This window comes from Streptomyces xanthophaeus (assembly GCF_000725805.1).
Lineage (GTDB): Bacteria > Actinomycetota > Actinomycetes > Streptomycetales > Streptomycetaceae > Streptomyces > Streptomyces xanthophaeus.
Map to the genome: position 1 here is coordinate 101,248 of NZ_JOFT01000026.1, position 15,168 is coordinate 116,415.

Genomic DNA, 15,168 nt, shown 5'->3' on the forward strand with positions numbered 1-15,168 from the left:
ACATTCCTGTTCTCATGACGGGGGTTCGTCGGTCGCCGCGGTTCAGAGGGAGAGGTAGGCGCCGTTGCGGAAGAGGAGGGGCCGGGGGTCCTCGGCCTGCCAGGCCTCGGCGACGCGCGCCACGACGATGTGCGCGTCGCCCGCGGGGACGAACTGTTCGACGGTGAGCCGCAGCCAGCCCGCGACCCCGTCGAGCACGGGCTCGCCCTGGGGCAGCCGGTGCCACCGGGTCGGCGCGGCGAAACGGTCGATGCCGCTGGTCGCGAAGCGCCTGGCCAGGTCCTCCTGGGCGGAGCCGAGGAAGTTGACGACCACCGAGTCGGCCCGCTCCAGGTGCGGCCACGAGGAGGAGCCCTTCGCGATGCCGAAGGAGACGAGCGGCGGTTCGAGGGACACCGAGGTCAGCGAGGTGGCCGTGAATCCGGCCGGGCCCGCGCCGGAGTCGGCCGTGACGACCACGACTCCGCCCGGATAGCTGCGGAAGATCTGCTTGAAGAGATCCGGCTCGACCGGGCGCGCCGCCGAGGGTGCTGCCGGGTGCGAGGACAAGGAAATGGTCATGATTCCCCCAGGGTCGGTGGTGCGGTGCGCTGCCGGATTGCGGCCGCCGGTACGGCTGTACGGGTATGCCTCACGGGCACGGCAGAGCACGCGACGGCGCAGCGGGGAGCCGCACCGGTCACGCTCGGAAATGCCGTGGAAAAACGCACGCAAGGAAAAGGAGAAGGAGGCGGCGGGTCGTGCCCGCAGCGGAGAATTCCTTCGGCTCGCCCGTCAACAACAACAGGAACGGGCGGCGCGCGTGAGGGCCGGCCGGAAGGGACGGCAGTGTCGCGCGATCCGGTGCGCGTACCGTCGATTCCGCTGCGGGCTGCTCATGAATCCATCCTCCCTTTCCCCGTCCGGCCCGGTCAACAATGCAACTTTCTGAATTAAGTCGATTTCCTGAGGTCGGTCCGACGGCGTCAGGACACGGCGGGCAGCGCGGGCCACGGGCCCAGCGGATCCCCGTACAGCGCCCCCAGCGCGACGGCCGCGCCCGCGGTGGCGAGCACGGACCCGGTGAAGCTGCTCGGTACGACGGACCGGCCGGCGTCGTCGCACACCAGCGACCGGGCCTGCACCTCCGCCCGCAACTCGTCCATGCACGCGGGCAGTCGGCCCGTTCCGGGTTCGACGACGACCAGCACCTCGGGGTCGAACATGTCCAGCAGCACCGCGGCGGCCCGGCCCGTCAGCCGGGCCCGCTGCCGGAACAGCTCGACCGCCACCCGGTCGCCTGCGACGGCCAGGTCCAGCAGGGCGCTGAACGCCGTTACGGGCAGGCCCCGTTCGGCTGCGCGGCGCACCATGGCCGGTTCCGAGACCTCGGACTGGAGGCATCCGGGCGTACCGCAGGTGCAGCGCGTACCGGTGGCGGCCGTACCCACCGGCAGGTGCGCCACGTTGCCCGCGCCGAAGCGGGGACCCTGGTGCACGGCCCCCGCGGTGACGAACGCCGCGTCGACGACGTTCCCGATGAACAGGACGACGGCGCTGGCGCGGGTGGCGGCCTCGCCGAAGAGCTGCTCGGCCCGTGCGAGGGCCCGCGAATGGCTGTCGAGGTGCACGGGGACGCCGGTCGCCCGGGCGAGTTCGTCCCGGACCGGCACCCCCCGCCAGCCCAGTTGGGGGTGGTGCACCACGGTTCCGGCCTCGGGGTCGACCCAGTGGCCGGTGGCGACGCCCAGGGCGAGGGCGGTGCGCCCCGATCCGTGCGCGGCCAGCATCCGTGGGAGTCCTGCGGCCACCCGGGCGAGCACCCGGCCCGGTTCGGTGCCCTCGTGCGGCCGGCGCTCCTCCGCGACGATCCGCCCGGTGAGGTCCATCAGGGACAGCGTCGTGTGGGGCACCGCGATGTGCGCCCCGGCGACCAGGAAACGGCTCGTGTCGATCTCCACCGGGATGTACGGGCGGCCCAGCCCGCGCGGACCGGCCGTCTCCGGACCCTCCCTGACCAGCGCCCTGTCCAGCAGCGCCGCGCAGTGCCCGCTGACCGACGCGGGCGAGAGCCCGGTGAGCCGGGCGATGGTGCTGCGGGCCACGGGGCCGTGGTCCAGGACGGCGCCCAGCACGGCGCCGGTACCGGACGCGCTCCGCATCGGGTTCGTACCGGATGAGGGGATGTCGGAGCGGCGCAACGGGGCACGGCGGCGGCGGTCGGCTGAGGTCTTCGGTCTGTCCACGAGGGGCCTTCCAGGGTCCTGATCGGTGGCGCGGAACACCCGGGCTCGGGGCCGGCACGCGACGGGGCGGCCGGCTCCGGGCAGGGGCGAGCGCGGGAAGCTCCACGGAGGGAGCACTGTTCACCGGAACGCGGGGAACGCGGCGGGGGTCCGCACTCCGGGCCCGTTTGAGGGCTTGCCGGAGACGAGGGATCCGCGCGGTCGCCGTACGGTCAGGACCGCTGACACGCGGCGGAGCAGACGCGCTTCAGGTCGACGTGACCTCGTGTCGTCAGAAGCGCGGAACGGTACATGGCGGGCAACATAGCCGGGGCGGCGCAGGCCGGTCAAACACCTGCCCGCACCCTGGACGGCCGCCCGCGGAGCCGCCCGGCCGGGGCCCCCGGCCCCTCACAGGGCCTTGCTGAGGAAGGTCCGGGTGAGGAAGGCGCGGGTCCGGGCGTGCCGAGGGGCGTCCAGGACGGACTCGGGCGGGCCCTGCTCCACGACGACTCCGCCGTCCATGAACACGACGGTGTCGGCGACCTCCCGGGCGAAGCCCGTCTCGTGGGTCACGACGATCATGGTGGTTCCGGCGCGGGCGAGGTCGCCGATGACGTCCAGGACCTCGCCGACCAGTTCCGGGTCGAGCGCCGAGGTCGGTTCGTCGAAGAGCAGCACCTTGGGTTCGAGGGCGAGCGCGCGGGCGATCGCCACGCGCTGCTGCTGCCCGCCGGACAACTGCCGCGGGTAGGCAGCGGCCTTGTCGGCGAGGCCTACGCGCTCCAGCAGGCCCAGGGCCGACTCCTGCGCCTGCCGGCGCGGGCGGCGCAGTACGGAGACCGGGGCCTCGACGAGGTTCTCCAGCACGGTGAGGTGCGGGAAGAGGTTGAAGTTCTGGAAGACGAAGCCGATGTGGGTGCGCTGCCTCAGGACCTCCGCCTCGCTCAGCTCGTGGAGCTTGCCGCGGGACCTGCGGTAGCCGATGAGCTCGCCGTCGACGCTGATCCAGCCGCGGTCGACCTTCTCCAGGTGGTTGATGGTGCGCAGGAGCGTGGACTTCCCCGAGCCCGAGGGGCCGAGGATCACGGTGACCTCGCCCGTGCGGACCACCAGGTCGACGCCGCGCAGCACCTCCAGCGGGCCGAAGCTCTTGTGGACGCCGCAGACGTCGACCATGACGTCGCTCATGGGTTCTCCGTGGGTGGTCGGGAGGCCCGGGGACGGGCCGGGTGAGGGGGCGGGCGGTGCTCACGTGTGCTCGGCCGGGTTGATCTGCGAGCGTTCGATCGCGGAGTCGGTGGTGCCCCACTTCTGCAGGATGCGCGCGTAGGTTCCGTCCTCGATCAGCTGGTTGACGGCGGCCTGGAAGGCGGGGGTCAGCGGGGAGTCCTTCCGGAAGGCGAAGCCGACGTCGAGGCGGTGGTACTCGCCGAGGAAGGTGGCCTGTGCGGCGGGCTGTGCGGCCTGGTGGCGCAGGCCGTTGATGGTCGACATGACGACGTCGATCCGGCCCTGCTGGAGGGCGGTGGTGACGGCCCCCGTCTCGGAGAAGACCTTGACCTCGTACGGCTTCTTGCCGGCCGCGGCGCACACGCCCTTCTGCGCGGTGAGGGTCTTCTCGAAGGTCGTGCCCGCCCCGGTGCCGACGGTCAGCCCGCACAGCTGGGTGAGGTCGGTGATCTTTCCGGTGAGCTTGGTGCTGCCGGTCTTGACCGCGAAGCCCTGGCCGTCGTTGATGTAGGTGACGAAATCGATGGTCTTCAGGCGTTCGGCGGTGACACCGAAGTTGCCCGTGCCGACGTCGTACTTGCCGCTGCCGAGGGCGGGGAGGATCGTCTCGAAGGAGGCGTCCTGCCGCTCCAGTCTCAGCCCGAGGACCTTGGCCACCGCTTCGGCGATGTCGATGTCCTGGCCGGCGGGCGGCTTGTCCTGGCCGTTCGGGTAGTACGCCGCGGGCGGGGATCCCACGGAGCTGCCGATCCGCAGGGTGCCGGCCTTGCGGACGTCGGCGGGCAGCAGGGCGGCAACCGGTTCCGCGGTCCGTACGCCGGCGACCGGGTCGTCGGCGGGCGCGGATGCGGCCCGGGCACCCGCCGCAGCCGGGGCCGCGCCGCCGGAGCCGCAGGCGGTCAGCGACAGGAGGGGCAGGACGGGCAGGAGGGCGAGCACGAGGGAGGTGCGCAGGCGCGTGCGGATCCCGTTACCGGGGAGGTTCACGGCGAGGGGGCCTTTCCGTTGCGGTGTGGGGCGAGGGGTGAGGGGCGAGGGGTGAAGGGGTGAGGGCAGGCGGGCCTGTGGGGGCAGGTCACCCGCGCACGGCTGCGGGCTTCTCCTCGGCGGAGCCTGCGGCGTGCTCGGCACCGCGCACGACACCGCGCACGGCACCCCGTTCCGCGTCCCGTTTGGCGACCTCCTCGCGGACCAGCGGGATCACGTACCGGCCGAAGTCGACGGCGTCGTCCAGCAGGTCGTAGCCGCGGGCCGAGAGGATGTCGACGCCGAGGTCGTAGTAGTCCAGGAGCGCCTGGGCCACCGTCTCCGGGGTGCCGACCAGGGCGTTGGAGTTGCCCGCGCCTGCGGTGGCGGCGGCGGTCGGGGTCCACAGGGCCCGGTCGTAGCGCTCCCCCGCCTCCGCGATGGCGATCAGCCGCTGCGATCCGGTGTTCTGGGGGGCCTGCGCCTCCAGCACGCCGCTGCGCTGCTGCCGCGCCGGGCCCGCCTGGCGCCGCTGCCGGATGGCGCCCACCGTACGGTGGGCCTTCTCCCAGGCCAGTTCCTCGGTCGGGGCGATGATCGGGCGGAAGGCGACCTGGATGCGCGGCAGGTCGCTGCGCCCCGCGGCGCGTGCGGCGGCCCGTACGGCCTCGATCTGCTGGGCCGTCTCCTCCAGGGGTTCTCCCCAGAGGCAGTAGACGTCCGCCTCCGCCCCTCCAGCGGCGTAGGCGGCGGGTGAGGAACCGCCGAACGAGACGGCAGGGCGGGGCTGTTGGACGGGGAAGACGTCGCTGACGAAGTCGTGGAAGCGGTAGTGCCCACCCTCGTGGTCGAAGGGCTCGCGGGTGGTCCAGGCCTTCTTGACGATGCCGATGTACTCGCGGGTCCGGGCGTAGCGCTCGTCCTTGGTGAGGGTGTCTCCCTCGCGGCCCTGCTCGTGGTCGTTGCCGCCCGTGATGAAGTGCACGGTCAGCCTGCCCTCGCTGATCTGGTCGAGGGTGGCGAAGGTCTTGGCGGCGTAGGTCGGGTACGAGACGTTGGGACGGTGGGCGAGCAGGATCTGGAGGCGGTCCAGTCTGCTCGCGATGTACGCGGCCGCCGGAGCCGGGTCGGGGGTACCGGAGCCGTAGGCGAACAGCACCCGGTCCCACCCGTGGTCCTCGTGCGCCCGGGCGAGCCGGAGCGTGTACTCCTTGTCGAAGGCGGCGCCGGAGCGCGCGGTGGTTTCGGAGCCGTTGTTGGTGGCGGCTATGCCGAGGAACTCCACTGGCATGGGGTGGCCTTTCGGTGGCGGGTGGTGAACCGCATCCGGGTACGTCTGAACAGCCTTACGCCACGGAATATGTGAGAGTGCATCAGGAATTGCGGAGACCGGTGTGCGGGGCGGTTGCGCAGATGCGGGCATGACGACGACGCATGACGACAGGGAGCGGCGCCGGAAGGAACGGGGGTATCGGCAGGCAGCGCTCTCACGTCCGGGCGTGCGGCAGTGCGCGTCCTTGCACTGGTCGCCGCCCGCGCAGTGGTGTGCGCAGGGGCATCTCGGCCCGCGACGGGGTCACCGAGGGAGGGAAGGGCCGGTCAGACAGCCCGCTGCCGGGTCAGACGCAACACGCGGCGGACCACACGCGACCGAAGTCGATGTAGTCGCGCGAAACCAAGCGCTGATGGGCATTCATATGACCACTTGAGCAGTACGTGATGCGCTTCGTCAAGCGAGGGCCCGGATGCCGGACAGTCCTGGCCGGGCGGGAGGTGCGTGGTTGACACGGGCGTGGCGCGCCCGCCTACGATCGACGGGAGAGGGGCCTGCGCCGTGCGCGGGGGCCCTTCCGGCCGCGTTGAGGGACGCGGCGGGCATGACGACAGCACCTCCGGATCCCGGCAGCTCCGCTTCCGTGCGGAGCCCGCGGCGCGCCTTCGCGCGCCGTGCCGCCGGGCCGTCACCCCCCAGCCGCGATCCCTCCCCCTGGAGCCCCTCCCCATGGCCACCCCTTCCGGCGTCTCCGATCCCGCCCCCGCCGCCCACGCCGCTCCCACCGCCCCCGCCAGTGCGTCCGGGCCCGTCCCGGACCGCCCCGGGCCGCAGGCCGACCCGGGGGCCGAACTGCCCCCGATCGTGCCGCGCCGACGCGTCGGCCGCTGGTTCGCCGGCGCCGGCGCCCTGCTGGTCCTCGCCATGGTCCTGGGCTCAGTCGTCCGCAACGACGCCTTCCAGTGGGACGTGGTGGGGCAGTACTTCACCACCTCCGCCGTGCTCCACGGACTGCTGCTCACCCTGTGGCTGACCGCGGCGGTGATGGTCCTCGGTTTCCTGTTCGGCACCGTGCTGGCGGTACTGCGCCTGTCGTCCAACCCCGTCCTGCGGACGCTGAGCTGGGGCTACATCTGGATCTTCCGGTCCACCCCGCTGCTGGTGCAGTTGCTGTTCTGGTTCAACATCGGCGCCCTCTACCCGACGCTCGGCCTCGGCATCCCGTACGGCCCCCAGCTCTTCACCGTGCAGACGGTCAACCTGCTCGGCCCGACCGTCACCGCCGTCATCGGCCTGACCCTGCACGAGAGCGCGTACGCCGCCGAGGTGGTGCGCGGGGGCATCCTGTCCGTGGACTCAGGCCAGACCGAGGCCGCGCAGGCGCTCGGCCTGAGCAGGCTCCGTACGCTGCGCCGGATCGTCGTCCCCCAGGCCATGCGCTCGATCGTGCCGACCGCCGGGAACATGCTGATCGGCACGCTCAAGGGCACCAGCATCGTCAGCGTGCTGGCCGTGCACGACCTGCTGTATTCGGTGCAACTGGTCTACAACCAGAACTACCAGGTCATCCCGCTCCTGATGGTCGCCACCCTCTGGTACGTCGCCGTCACCACCGTGCTGAGCACCGGCCAGTACTACGTCGAGCGGTACTACGCGCGCGGCACCTCCCGCAGCCTGCCCCCCACACCGCTGCAACGGGTGCGCCTGCGGCTGGCCGTCCTGCGCGTCCGTCTGCACGCGCTGACCGCCCCGGCCGGGCGCTGACCCGGCAAGCGGTTCATTTCACCAAGAGGCGTTGTATGTACGGCGGATGAAATCGGCACGCGCTTCTCCGCATTCCGATATCGAGGCCGTTGACACCCCTTCTGCGGGCTGCCTAGCTTACGCCGCAGACAAATGACATCTGCGGCCTCTCCCGTCCGGCATGACGGCTGCTTTTCGCATTCTGCGCTGTGTCGAAGCCGCTGGAGATTCCTTGACCGAACCGCTGCTCCTTTCCGCGCCCGCCACCCCCTCCGGTCCGCCCGGGCCGGCCGAGCGGGTCCTCCCGCTCCGCCGGCCCGGGCGGTGGGCCGCCGTCGTCGTCGTCCTCGTGCTGGTCTCGCAGGCCGCCCACGGGCTGGTCACCAACCCCTTCTACCAATGGGACCGTTTCGCCTACTGGTTCTTCCGCCCGGTCATCCTGGAGGGGCTGCTCATCACCCTCCAGGTGGCCGCGTACAGCGCGGTCCTGGGCCTGGCCGGCGGGATCCTGCTCGCCCTCGGCAGGCTCTCGGGCAGCTCGGTGCTGCGGTCGGTGAGCTGGACGTACATCTGGCTCTTCCGCTCCGTGCCGCTGATCGTCGTCCTGCTGTTCCTCTACAACCTCAGCGCCCTCTACCCCACCCTCAGCGTCGGGGTGCCGTTCGGGCCCGCGTTCTTCACCTTCGACGAATCGAGGCTCGCCACCGACATCGTCGTCGCGGTGGTCGGCCTGAGCCTGAGCGAGGCGGCGTACGCGGCCGAGATCGTCCGGGCCGGGGTGCTCTCGGTCGACCAGGGCCAGCACGAGGCGGCGGCCGCGCTCGGCCTGCCCAAGCGGTACCAGTTCGCCCGGATCGTGTTCCCGCAGGCCCTGCGCTCGATCGTCCCCTCGTACGTCAACCAGCTGATCGGCCTGCTCAAGGCCACTTCACTGGTCTTCTACGTGTCGCTGCTGGACCTGTTCGGCTCGGTGCAGAGCCTGTCCAGCACCTATCCCGGCGACGTGGTGCCGCTGCTGCTGGTGGCGACCGTCTGGTACGTGATCCTCACCAGCCTGGTCTCCGTCGTGCAGTTCTACGTCGAGCGGTACTACGCCCGCGGGGCGCTGCGCACCGTACCGCCCACCCCCCTGCAGCGGGCCCGTGCGGGCCTGCGCGACCTGGGGACCCGCTTCCGGAAGGAGACGGCCCGATGACCGCGACCGCCAAGGCCGCCGCCACCCGCCCCGCCGGGATCGAGGTGCACGGCGTCCACAAGTGGTTCGGCGGCCGGCAGGTCCTCGACGGGGTGGACCTGACCGTCGCTCCGGGGACGGTCACCGTGGTCCTGGGCCGCTCCGGCTCGGGCAAGTCCACCCTGCTGCGGGTCCTGAACCACCTGGAGAAGCCCGAGGCCGGACACGTGAGCGTCGGCGGCGAGCTGATCGGCGTCCAGCGGCACGGGGACCGGCTCAAGGAGCTGAGGGAACGGGCGATCCTCGCCCAGCGCAGCCGGATCGGCTTCGTCTTCCAGAACTTCAACCTGTTCCCGCACCTGACCGTGCTGGACAACGTGGCCGCCGCCCCGGTGGCCACCGGCAGGCTGTCCCGGCCGCGGGCGCAGGCTCTGGCGCGCGAGCTGCTGGAGCGCGTCGGGCTCGGGGACCGGGCCGGCGCCTACCCCAGGCAGCTGTCCGGCGGGCAGCAGCAGCGGGTGGCCATCGCACGGGCCCTGGCCCTGCGGCCGGGGGTCATCCTCTTCGACGAGCCCACCTCCGCGCTCGACCCGGAGCTGGTCGGCGAGGTGCTGTCCGTGATCAAGGACCTGGCGACCGGAGGCACCACCCTCGTGATCGTCACCCACGAGATCGGCTTCGCCCGCGAGGTGGCCGACGAGGTCGTCTTCCTCCACGAGGGCCGCATCGTCGAACAGGGCCCGCCCGCACAGGTGCTGGACCATCCGGTGCACCCGCGGACGCGGGAGTTCCTCAGCAAGGTCCTCTGATTCCTCAGCCGCTTCAGCCTCCTCCTTCCCCGCATCACCGAACCCTCGCAAAGGAACGTCATGCATCACCCGTCCACCCTGCGCACCAGACTCGTCCGCGGCCTCGGCGCGACGACCGCCGCCCTCGCCCTCGCCTCCGGGCTCACCGCGTGCGGCGGTGACGCGGAGGCCACCGGGACCACCACGGACAAGGTCACCATCGGCGCGGTCTCCAACGGGGCGGCCCGGCAGGCCGAACTGTCCGCCCCGGTCGTCGAGGAGCTGCGCGCCCAGCTCCCGGAAGACGTACGCAAGCGCGGCGAGCTGGTCATCGGCATCGGCGCCCTGCCCGCCGGCTCCCCGCCCCTGGTCTACGTAGGCACCGACCAGAAGACGTTCACGGGCGCGGAGCCGGACCTCGGCCGCCTGGTCGCCGCGACCCTGGGGCTGAAGCCCGTCGTGAAGAACTCCACCTGGGAGAACCTCTTCGTCGGGGTCGACAGCGGCAAGGTCGACGTGGCCTTCACCAACGTCACCGTCACCGAGGAGCGCAAGAAGAAGTACGACTTCGCCTCCTACCGGCAGGACAACCTGGCCTTCGAGGCACTGAAGGAGAACACCTGGACCTTCGGCGGCGACTACCGCAACCTCGCGGGCAAGACGGTGGCGGTCGGCTCCGGCACCAACCAGGAGAAGATCCTCCTGGAATGGCAGAAGAAGCTGCAGTCCGAGGGCAAGGACCTCACGGTCAAGTACTTCCCCGACCCCAACAGCAGCTATCTGGCCCTGAGCGGCAAGAAGATCGACCTGAGCTTCGGCCCGAGCCCCGCGATCGCCTACCACGTCACCCAGACGGCGAGCAGCAACGCGCCCACCCGGAACGCCGGTTCGTTCTCCGGGGCCGGTGAGAGCCTGCAGGGCCTGATCGCCGCGACGGCGAAGAAGGACAGCGGGCTGGCCGCGCCGGTGGCGGCGGCGGTCAACCACCTGATCAAGAACGGCCAGTACGCACAGCTCCTGACCGCGTGGAACCTGTCCGACGAGGCCGTGACCACCTCGGAGGTCAACCCGCCCGGGCTGCCCACGACCAACTCCTGACCCGGCGGGCCGTCCCCGGCCCGCCGGCCGCCCCACGGAAGGAGGGTTCGCCCCCATGAGCCCCGGCACCCCCACCTCGGTGACCCCACACGTCCTCGACAATCCGGCCTGGGCCTCGCTGGCCGGCCCGCACGCGGCCTTCGCCGAGCGGGCCGGCGGCGGGTTCGCCGCCCGGTACGCCCCGGACGTCGCGCCGTTCGCCGCCATCGCCGATCCGGCCGACCCGCGCTCCTGGGAGGCGCTGCACTCCCTGAGCGGCGCGGGCGCCGTCGTCACGCTCGCCGGGGTGCTGACCCCGCCGGACGGCTGGGAGACCCTCGGGGCGGTCGAGGGGGTCCAGCTGGTCGACGTCTCGCTGCGCGCCGAGCCCGCCCCCGACGCGGTACGGCTCGGTCCGGCCGACGTGGCCGAGATCCTGGACCTGATCGAGCTGACGAAGCCGGGGCCCTTCCTGGCCCGCACCGTGGAACTGGGCACCTACTTCGGCATCCGGGACCGGGGCCGGCTGGTGGCGATGGCCGGGGAGCGGCTGCGCCCGCCCGGCTGGACGGAGATCAGCGCCGTGTGCACCCGGCCCGGGTACCGGGGCCGGGGCCTGGCCACGCGCCTGGTGCGCGCCGTGGCCTCGGGCATCCGGGACCGGGGGGACGTGCCGTTCCTGCACACGGCGGCGGGCAACACGGATGCGGTGCGGCTCTACGAGTCGATCGGCTTCGCCGTGCGCCGCAGGCCGCGCTTCATGGCCCTGCGGGCGCCGGGCGGCCCGGAGGACACCGCTGCCAACTTCTCTTAATACTGCGGTCATTGTATGACCCCTCCATCGGGCGTAGCGTTTCTCGAAGCAATTGCTGACGGGCGAATTCGCGACCCCGCACCGGCTGATTCCCGCACGCCCATCAGGAAGGCGTATTTCGACGTGTCCGCTTCCCCGTCATCTTCTGTTCCTCCGTCACCGTCCGCTTTTCCGTCACCTCCTGCACCCCCTTCCTCCACCGGTTTCCCGGTCCCCTCCGGAATCCTGCACCTCGCCGTCGCCCTGGACGGAGCCGGCCGGCATCCCGCCGCCTGGCGCGAGCCCGGGGCCCGGCCCGAGGCGCTCTTCACCGCCCGGTACTGGGCCGACGCCGTCGCCGAGGCCGAGGCGGGGCTGCTGGACTTCGTCACCTTCGAGGACGGGCTCGCGCTCCAGAGTTCCTCGCCGGACGGTCCCGACGGGCGTACGGACCGGGTCCGGGGCCGGCTGGACGCCGTACTGACCGCCGCCCGCGTCGCACCGCTGACCCGGCACGTCGGACTGGTGCCGAGCGTGACCACCACCCACACCGAGCCCTTCCACATCTCCAAGGCCGTCGCCACCCTCGACCACGTCAGCCGCGGCCGGGCGGGCGTGCACGTCCAGGTCTCCGGACTGCCCTACGAGGAGCGGCACTTCGGCCGCCGCACCGCCCCGCTCCCGGGTGAAGAGCTGTACGAGGAGGCCGCCGAGCACGTCGAGGTGATCCGGCGGCTGTGGGACAGCTGGGAGGACGACGCGGAGATCCGCGACGTGGCCACCGGCCGGTTCGTGGACCGGGACAAGCTCCACCACATCGACTTCGAGGGACGCCACTTCAGCGTCCGGGGCCCCTCGATCACCCCGCGCCCGCCGCAGGGCCGGCCCCTGGTGAGCGCGGCCGCCTCCCCGGCCGACGGCGAGGACTCGTACCGCCTCCTCGCCCGGTCCGCCGACATCGGGTACGTGGGCGGCCGCGACGCCGCGCAGTCCGCCGCCGCCGTCGCTGCCGTCCGGCGGGCCGGGGCGACGGCCGGGCGCGGCGGGGAGCCGCTGCTCCTCTTCGGGGAGCTCACCGTGTTCCTGGACGAGGACGGCCCGGCGGCGGCCGCCCGCAGGGAGCGGCTCGACGCGCTCGCGGGCCACCCGTACGAGGACCCGGGCGAGGTGTTCACCGGGACCCCCGCCCAGCTGGCGGACCTGCTGGAGGAGCGGCGTGCGGCGGGCCTGTCGGGCTTCCGGCTGCGGCCGGGCGTGAACGCGCACGACCTGCCGGCCGTCACCCGGGGACTGGTGCCCGAACTCCAGCGGCGCGGCCTCTTCCGCACCGACTACGAGGCGGACACCCTGCGCGGGCTGCTCGGCCTGGACCCGCACCCGGCCAACCGCTACGCCGCGCCGCCGTCCGCCGGCTCCGCCGCCTGACCGCCGCCCCACCCGGACCCTCCGGAAGGACCACCATGAGCAGCAAGCCGCTCAAGCAGATCCACCTCGCGGCCCACTTCCCCGGCGTCAACAACACCACCGTGTGGAGCGACCCGGCGGCCGGCAGCCACATCGACTTCGACTCCTTCGTGCACTTCGCCCGGACCGCCGAGCGCGCCAAGTTCGATTTCCTCTTCCTCGCGGAGGGATTGCGGCTGCGCGAACAGGGCGGCGAGATATACGGCTTGGACGTGGTGGGGCGACCGGACACCTTCACGGTGCTCGCCGCGCTGGCCGCCGTCACCGACCGTCTGGGCCTGACCGGCACCATCAACTCGACCTTCAACGAGCCCTACGAGGTGGCCCGGCAGTTCGCCTCGCTCGACCACCTCTCCGAGGGCCGGGCCGCCTGGAACGTCGTCACCTCCTGGGACGCCTTCACCGGTGAGAACTTCCGCCGCGGCGGCTTCCTGCCGCGCGAGGAGCGCTACTCCCGCGCCCGCGAGTTCCTGGAGACGGCCAACGAGCTGTTCGACTCCTGGAACGGGTCGGAGGTCCTCGCGGACGCCGCGACGGGCACCTTCCTGCGGGACGCGGGAGCCGGGGCCTTCGCCCACCGGGGGCAGCACTTCGACATCGAGGGCCACTTCAACGTGCCGCGCAGCCCGCAGGGGCGCCCGGTGATCTTCCAGGCGGGCGACTCCGACGAGGGCCGCGAGTTCGCCGCCTCCGGCGCCGACGCCATCTTCAGCCGCTACGGCACGCTGGAGGAGGGCCGGTCCTTCTACGCCGACGTCAAGCGCAGGCTCGCCAAGTACGGTCGTACGCACGACCAGTTGAAGATCCTGCCCGCCGCCACCTTCGTGCTCGGCGACACCGACGCCGACGCCCACGAGCAGGCCCACGAGGTACGCCGTCTCCAGGTCAGCGGGCAGACCGCGATCAAGTACCTGGAGCACGTCTGGAACCGGGACCTGTCGGGCTACGACCCGGACGGCCCGCTCCCCGACGTCGACCCCGAGACGGGTGAGAACACCATCGCGCTGGGCCGGGCGAGCGTACGGCAGTTCCGCGACCCCCTCGCCACGGCCCGGGAGTGGCGCGAGCTGGCCGAGGCGAAGAACCTGTCGATCCGCGAGCTCGTCATCGCGACCACCTCCCGCCAGACGTTCGTCGGCTCCCCCGCCACGGTCGCCGCGTCGATCGACGCCCTGGTGCAGGCGGACGCGGCCGACGGGTTCATCCTGGTGCCGCACATCACCCCCGGCGGGCTGGACGTCTTCGCCGACACCGTCGTCCCGCTGCTCCAGGAACGCGGGGTCTTCCGCTCCGAGTACGAGGGCCCCACGCTCCGCGACCACCTGGGGATCTCCGTGCCGGACGTGCAGCGGGAGGCCGTCGCCCCGTGAAGTTCCTGGCCATCACCCTGATCACGGACACCCAGGACCCGGTGACGGGCGCCCCGACGCCGACCCGCGAACGGTTCCGCCAGGTCGTCGCCTCGGCGCTGCTCGCCGAGGAACTCGGCTTCGACGGGTTCGGGGTCGGCGAACGTCACGAGCGGCCGTTCCTGTCCTCGTCTCCGCCCGTCGTGCTCGGCCACATCGCCGCGCTGACCCGCCGCATCCGGCTGTACACGGCGGTGACCACGCTGAGCCTGCTGGACCCCGTACGGGCCTACGAGGACTACGCGACCCTCGACCACCTCAGCGACGGCCGTCTCGAACTGATGATCGGCAAGGGGAACGGCACGGCGCAGCGCGAGCTGTTCGACGTGAGCCCCGAGGACCAGTGGGAGCGCAACTCCGAGGGGTACGAGCTGTTCCGGCGGATCTGGCGGGAGGACGCGGTGACCGCCCGGCCGCGTTTCCGGCCGGAGCTGACCGGCGCCGAGGTGCTGCCCCGGCCGTACCAGCGCAGCCTTCGGGTCTGGCACGGCAGTGCCACGAGCCGGGAGTCCGTCGACCTCGCGGCGCGCCACGGCGATCCCCTGTTCTCGGCGAACGTCACCCACCCGATCGGTCCGTACGCGGCGCTGGTGCGCCACTACCGCGAACGCTGGGAGCACTACGGGCACGACCCGGCGCACGCGGTCGTGGGCGCGGGTACGGCGGGCTTCCACACGGCGCGCACCTCGCAGCAGGCGGTGGCCGCGTACCGGCCGGCGTTCGCCCGCCACCTCGCCTTCCACGCGGCGCAGGGCCTGCAGCCGGTGTTCCCGACGCTGGAGGACTTCGTGGAGCGCAGTTCGGCCCTGATCGGCAGTCCCCAGCAGGTGATCGAGAAGGTGCACCGCTACCACGAGGAGCTCGGCCACACGGTCCTCCACCTCCAGGCCGAGCCCGGCGGACTGACCGACGCGCAGCACCGGGCCTCCCTGGAGCTGTTCCAGGCGGAGGTGGCGCCGCAGTTGCGCCGTACGATCCCGGACCCCGTCTTCCCCGAACCGTCCTTGCCCGAGCCCGCCGTCACCACTTCACCCGACCTGTAAG

13 protein-coding genes are annotated in these 15,168 nt (G+C 72.2%); 8 read left to right on the plus strand and 5 right to left on the minus strand.

Annotated elements, in window-relative coordinates:
* Nucleotides 1–42: 42 nt before the first annotated feature.
* From IO30_RS0117150 to IO30_RS0117170, 5 genes are all read right to left on the minus strand, one after another.
* Complete coding sequence (locus IO30_RS0117150; protein WP_031143936.1) at nucleotides 43–561, minus strand: flavin reductase family protein; 519 nt, start codon at nucleotides 559–561, stop codon at nucleotides 43–45.
* A 404-nt stretch (nucleotides 562–965) separates the two neighbouring features.
* Nucleotides 966–2,225 (minus strand): ROK family transcriptional regulator, encoded by a 1,260-nt coding sequence (locus IO30_RS0117155; RefSeq protein ID WP_031143937.1) that lies wholly within the window; start codon nucleotides 2,223–2,225, stop codon nucleotides 966–968.
* A gap of 390 nt (nucleotides 2,226–2,615) precedes the next feature.
* Nucleotides 2,616–3,395, minus strand: a complete 780-nt coding sequence (locus tag IO30_RS0117160; RefSeq protein ID WP_031143939.1) for an amino acid ABC transporter ATP-binding protein — start codon at nucleotides 3,393–3,395, stop codon at nucleotides 2,616–2,618.
* A 60-nt stretch (nucleotides 3,396–3,455) separates the two neighbouring features.
* Nucleotides 3,456–4,424 (minus strand): ABC transporter substrate-binding protein, encoded by a 969-nt coding sequence (locus IO30_RS0117165; RefSeq protein WP_031143941.1) that lies wholly within the window; start codon nucleotides 4,422–4,424, stop codon nucleotides 3,456–3,458.
* Nucleotides 4,425–4,512: 88 nt separating this feature from the next.
* Nucleotides 4,513–5,694, minus strand: coding sequence for an LLM class flavin-dependent oxidoreductase (locus IO30_RS0117170; protein ID WP_078904741.1), 1,182 nt, complete (start codon nucleotides 5,692–5,694; stop codon nucleotides 4,513–4,515).
* Nucleotides 5,695–6,405: 711 nt separating this feature from the next.
* Here IO30_RS0117170 and IO30_RS0117175 point away from each other — a divergent pair.
* From IO30_RS0117175 to IO30_RS0117210, 8 genes are all read left to right on the plus strand, one after another.
* Complete coding sequence (locus IO30_RS0117175) at nucleotides 6,406–7,440, plus strand: amino acid ABC transporter permease (protein ID WP_031143945.1); 1,035 nt, start codon at nucleotides 6,406–6,408, stop codon at nucleotides 7,438–7,440.
* A 211-nt stretch (nucleotides 7,441–7,651) separates the two neighbouring features.
* Nucleotides 7,652–8,614 (plus strand): amino acid ABC transporter permease, encoded by a 963-nt coding sequence (locus tag IO30_RS0117180; protein WP_031143947.1) that lies wholly within the window; start codon nucleotides 7,652–7,654, stop codon nucleotides 8,612–8,614.
* On the plus strand, nucleotides 8,611–9,402 hold the full coding sequence (locus IO30_RS0117185; RefSeq protein ID WP_031143949.1) for an amino acid ABC transporter ATP-binding protein: 792 nt from the start codon (nucleotides 8,611–8,613) through the stop codon (nucleotides 9,400–9,402). The genes IO30_RS0117180 and IO30_RS0117185 overlap by 4 nt, the downstream gene beginning before the upstream one ends.
* Nucleotides 9,403–9,462: 60 nt before the next feature.
* The gene (locus tag IO30_RS0117190) at nucleotides 9,463–10,479 is read left to right on the plus strand and encodes a transporter substrate-binding domain-containing protein (RefSeq protein WP_031143951.1); all 1,017 of its coding nucleotides are present in this window, start codon (nucleotides 9,463–9,465) and stop codon (nucleotides 10,477–10,479) included.
* A 55-nt stretch (nucleotides 10,480–10,534) separates the two neighbouring features.
* Nucleotides 10,535–11,272 (plus strand): GNAT family N-acetyltransferase, encoded by a 738-nt coding sequence (locus tag IO30_RS0117195; RefSeq protein WP_037894308.1) that lies wholly within the window; start codon nucleotides 10,535–10,537, stop codon nucleotides 11,270–11,272.
* Between the two features lie 225 nt (nucleotides 11,273–11,497).
* Nucleotides 11,498–12,676, plus strand: coding sequence for an LLM class flavin-dependent oxidoreductase (locus IO30_RS0117200; RefSeq protein WP_237403492.1), 1,179 nt, complete (start codon nucleotides 11,498–11,500; stop codon nucleotides 12,674–12,676).
* Between the two features lie 35 nt (nucleotides 12,677–12,711).
* Complete coding sequence (locus tag IO30_RS0117205) at nucleotides 12,712–14,085, plus strand: NtaA/DmoA family FMN-dependent monooxygenase (protein WP_031143956.1); 1,374 nt, start codon at nucleotides 12,712–12,714, stop codon at nucleotides 14,083–14,085.
* Entirely contained in the window at nucleotides 14,082–15,167 is a 1,086-nt protein-coding gene (locus IO30_RS0117210) for an LLM class flavin-dependent oxidoreductase (protein ID WP_031143958.1), read from the plus strand. The genes IO30_RS0117205 and IO30_RS0117210 overlap by 4 nt, the downstream gene beginning before the upstream one ends.
* The last annotated feature ends 1 nt before the right edge of the window (nucleotide 15,168 follow it).

What these genes read in the sequence shown, in the direction of transcription:
- IO30_RS0117150 (WP_031143936.1), bottom strand. Translation starts at nt 561, where the DNA reads ATGACCATTTCCTTGTCCTCGCACCCGGCAGCACCCTCGGCGGCGCGC.
- IO30_RS0117160 (WP_031143939.1), bottom strand. Translation starts at nt 3,395, where the DNA reads ATGAGCGACGTCATGGTCGACGTCTGCGGCGTCCACAAGAGCTTCGGC.
- IO30_RS0117170 (WP_078904741.1), bottom strand. Translation starts at nt 5,694, where the DNA reads ATGCCAGTGGAGTTCCTCGGCATAGCCGCCACCAACAACGGCTCCGAA.
- IO30_RS0117175 (WP_031143945.1), top strand. Translation starts at nt 6,406, where the DNA reads ATGGCCACCCCTTCCGGCGTCTCCGATCCCGCCCCCGCCGCCCACGCC.
- IO30_RS0117185 (WP_031143949.1), top strand. Translation starts at nt 8,611, where the DNA reads ATGACCGCGACCGCCAAGGCCGCCGCCACCCGCCCCGCCGGGATCGAG.
- IO30_RS0117190 (WP_031143951.1), top strand. Translation starts at nt 9,463, where the DNA reads ATGCATCACCCGTCCACCCTGCGCACCAGACTCGTCCGCGGCCTCGGC.
- IO30_RS0117195 (WP_037894308.1), top strand. Translation starts at nt 10,535, where the DNA reads ATGAGCCCCGGCACCCCCACCTCGGTGACCCCACACGTCCTCGACAAT.
- IO30_RS0117205 (WP_031143956.1), top strand. Translation starts at nt 12,712, where the DNA reads ATGAGCAGCAAGCCGCTCAAGCAGATCCACCTCGCGGCCCACTTCCCC.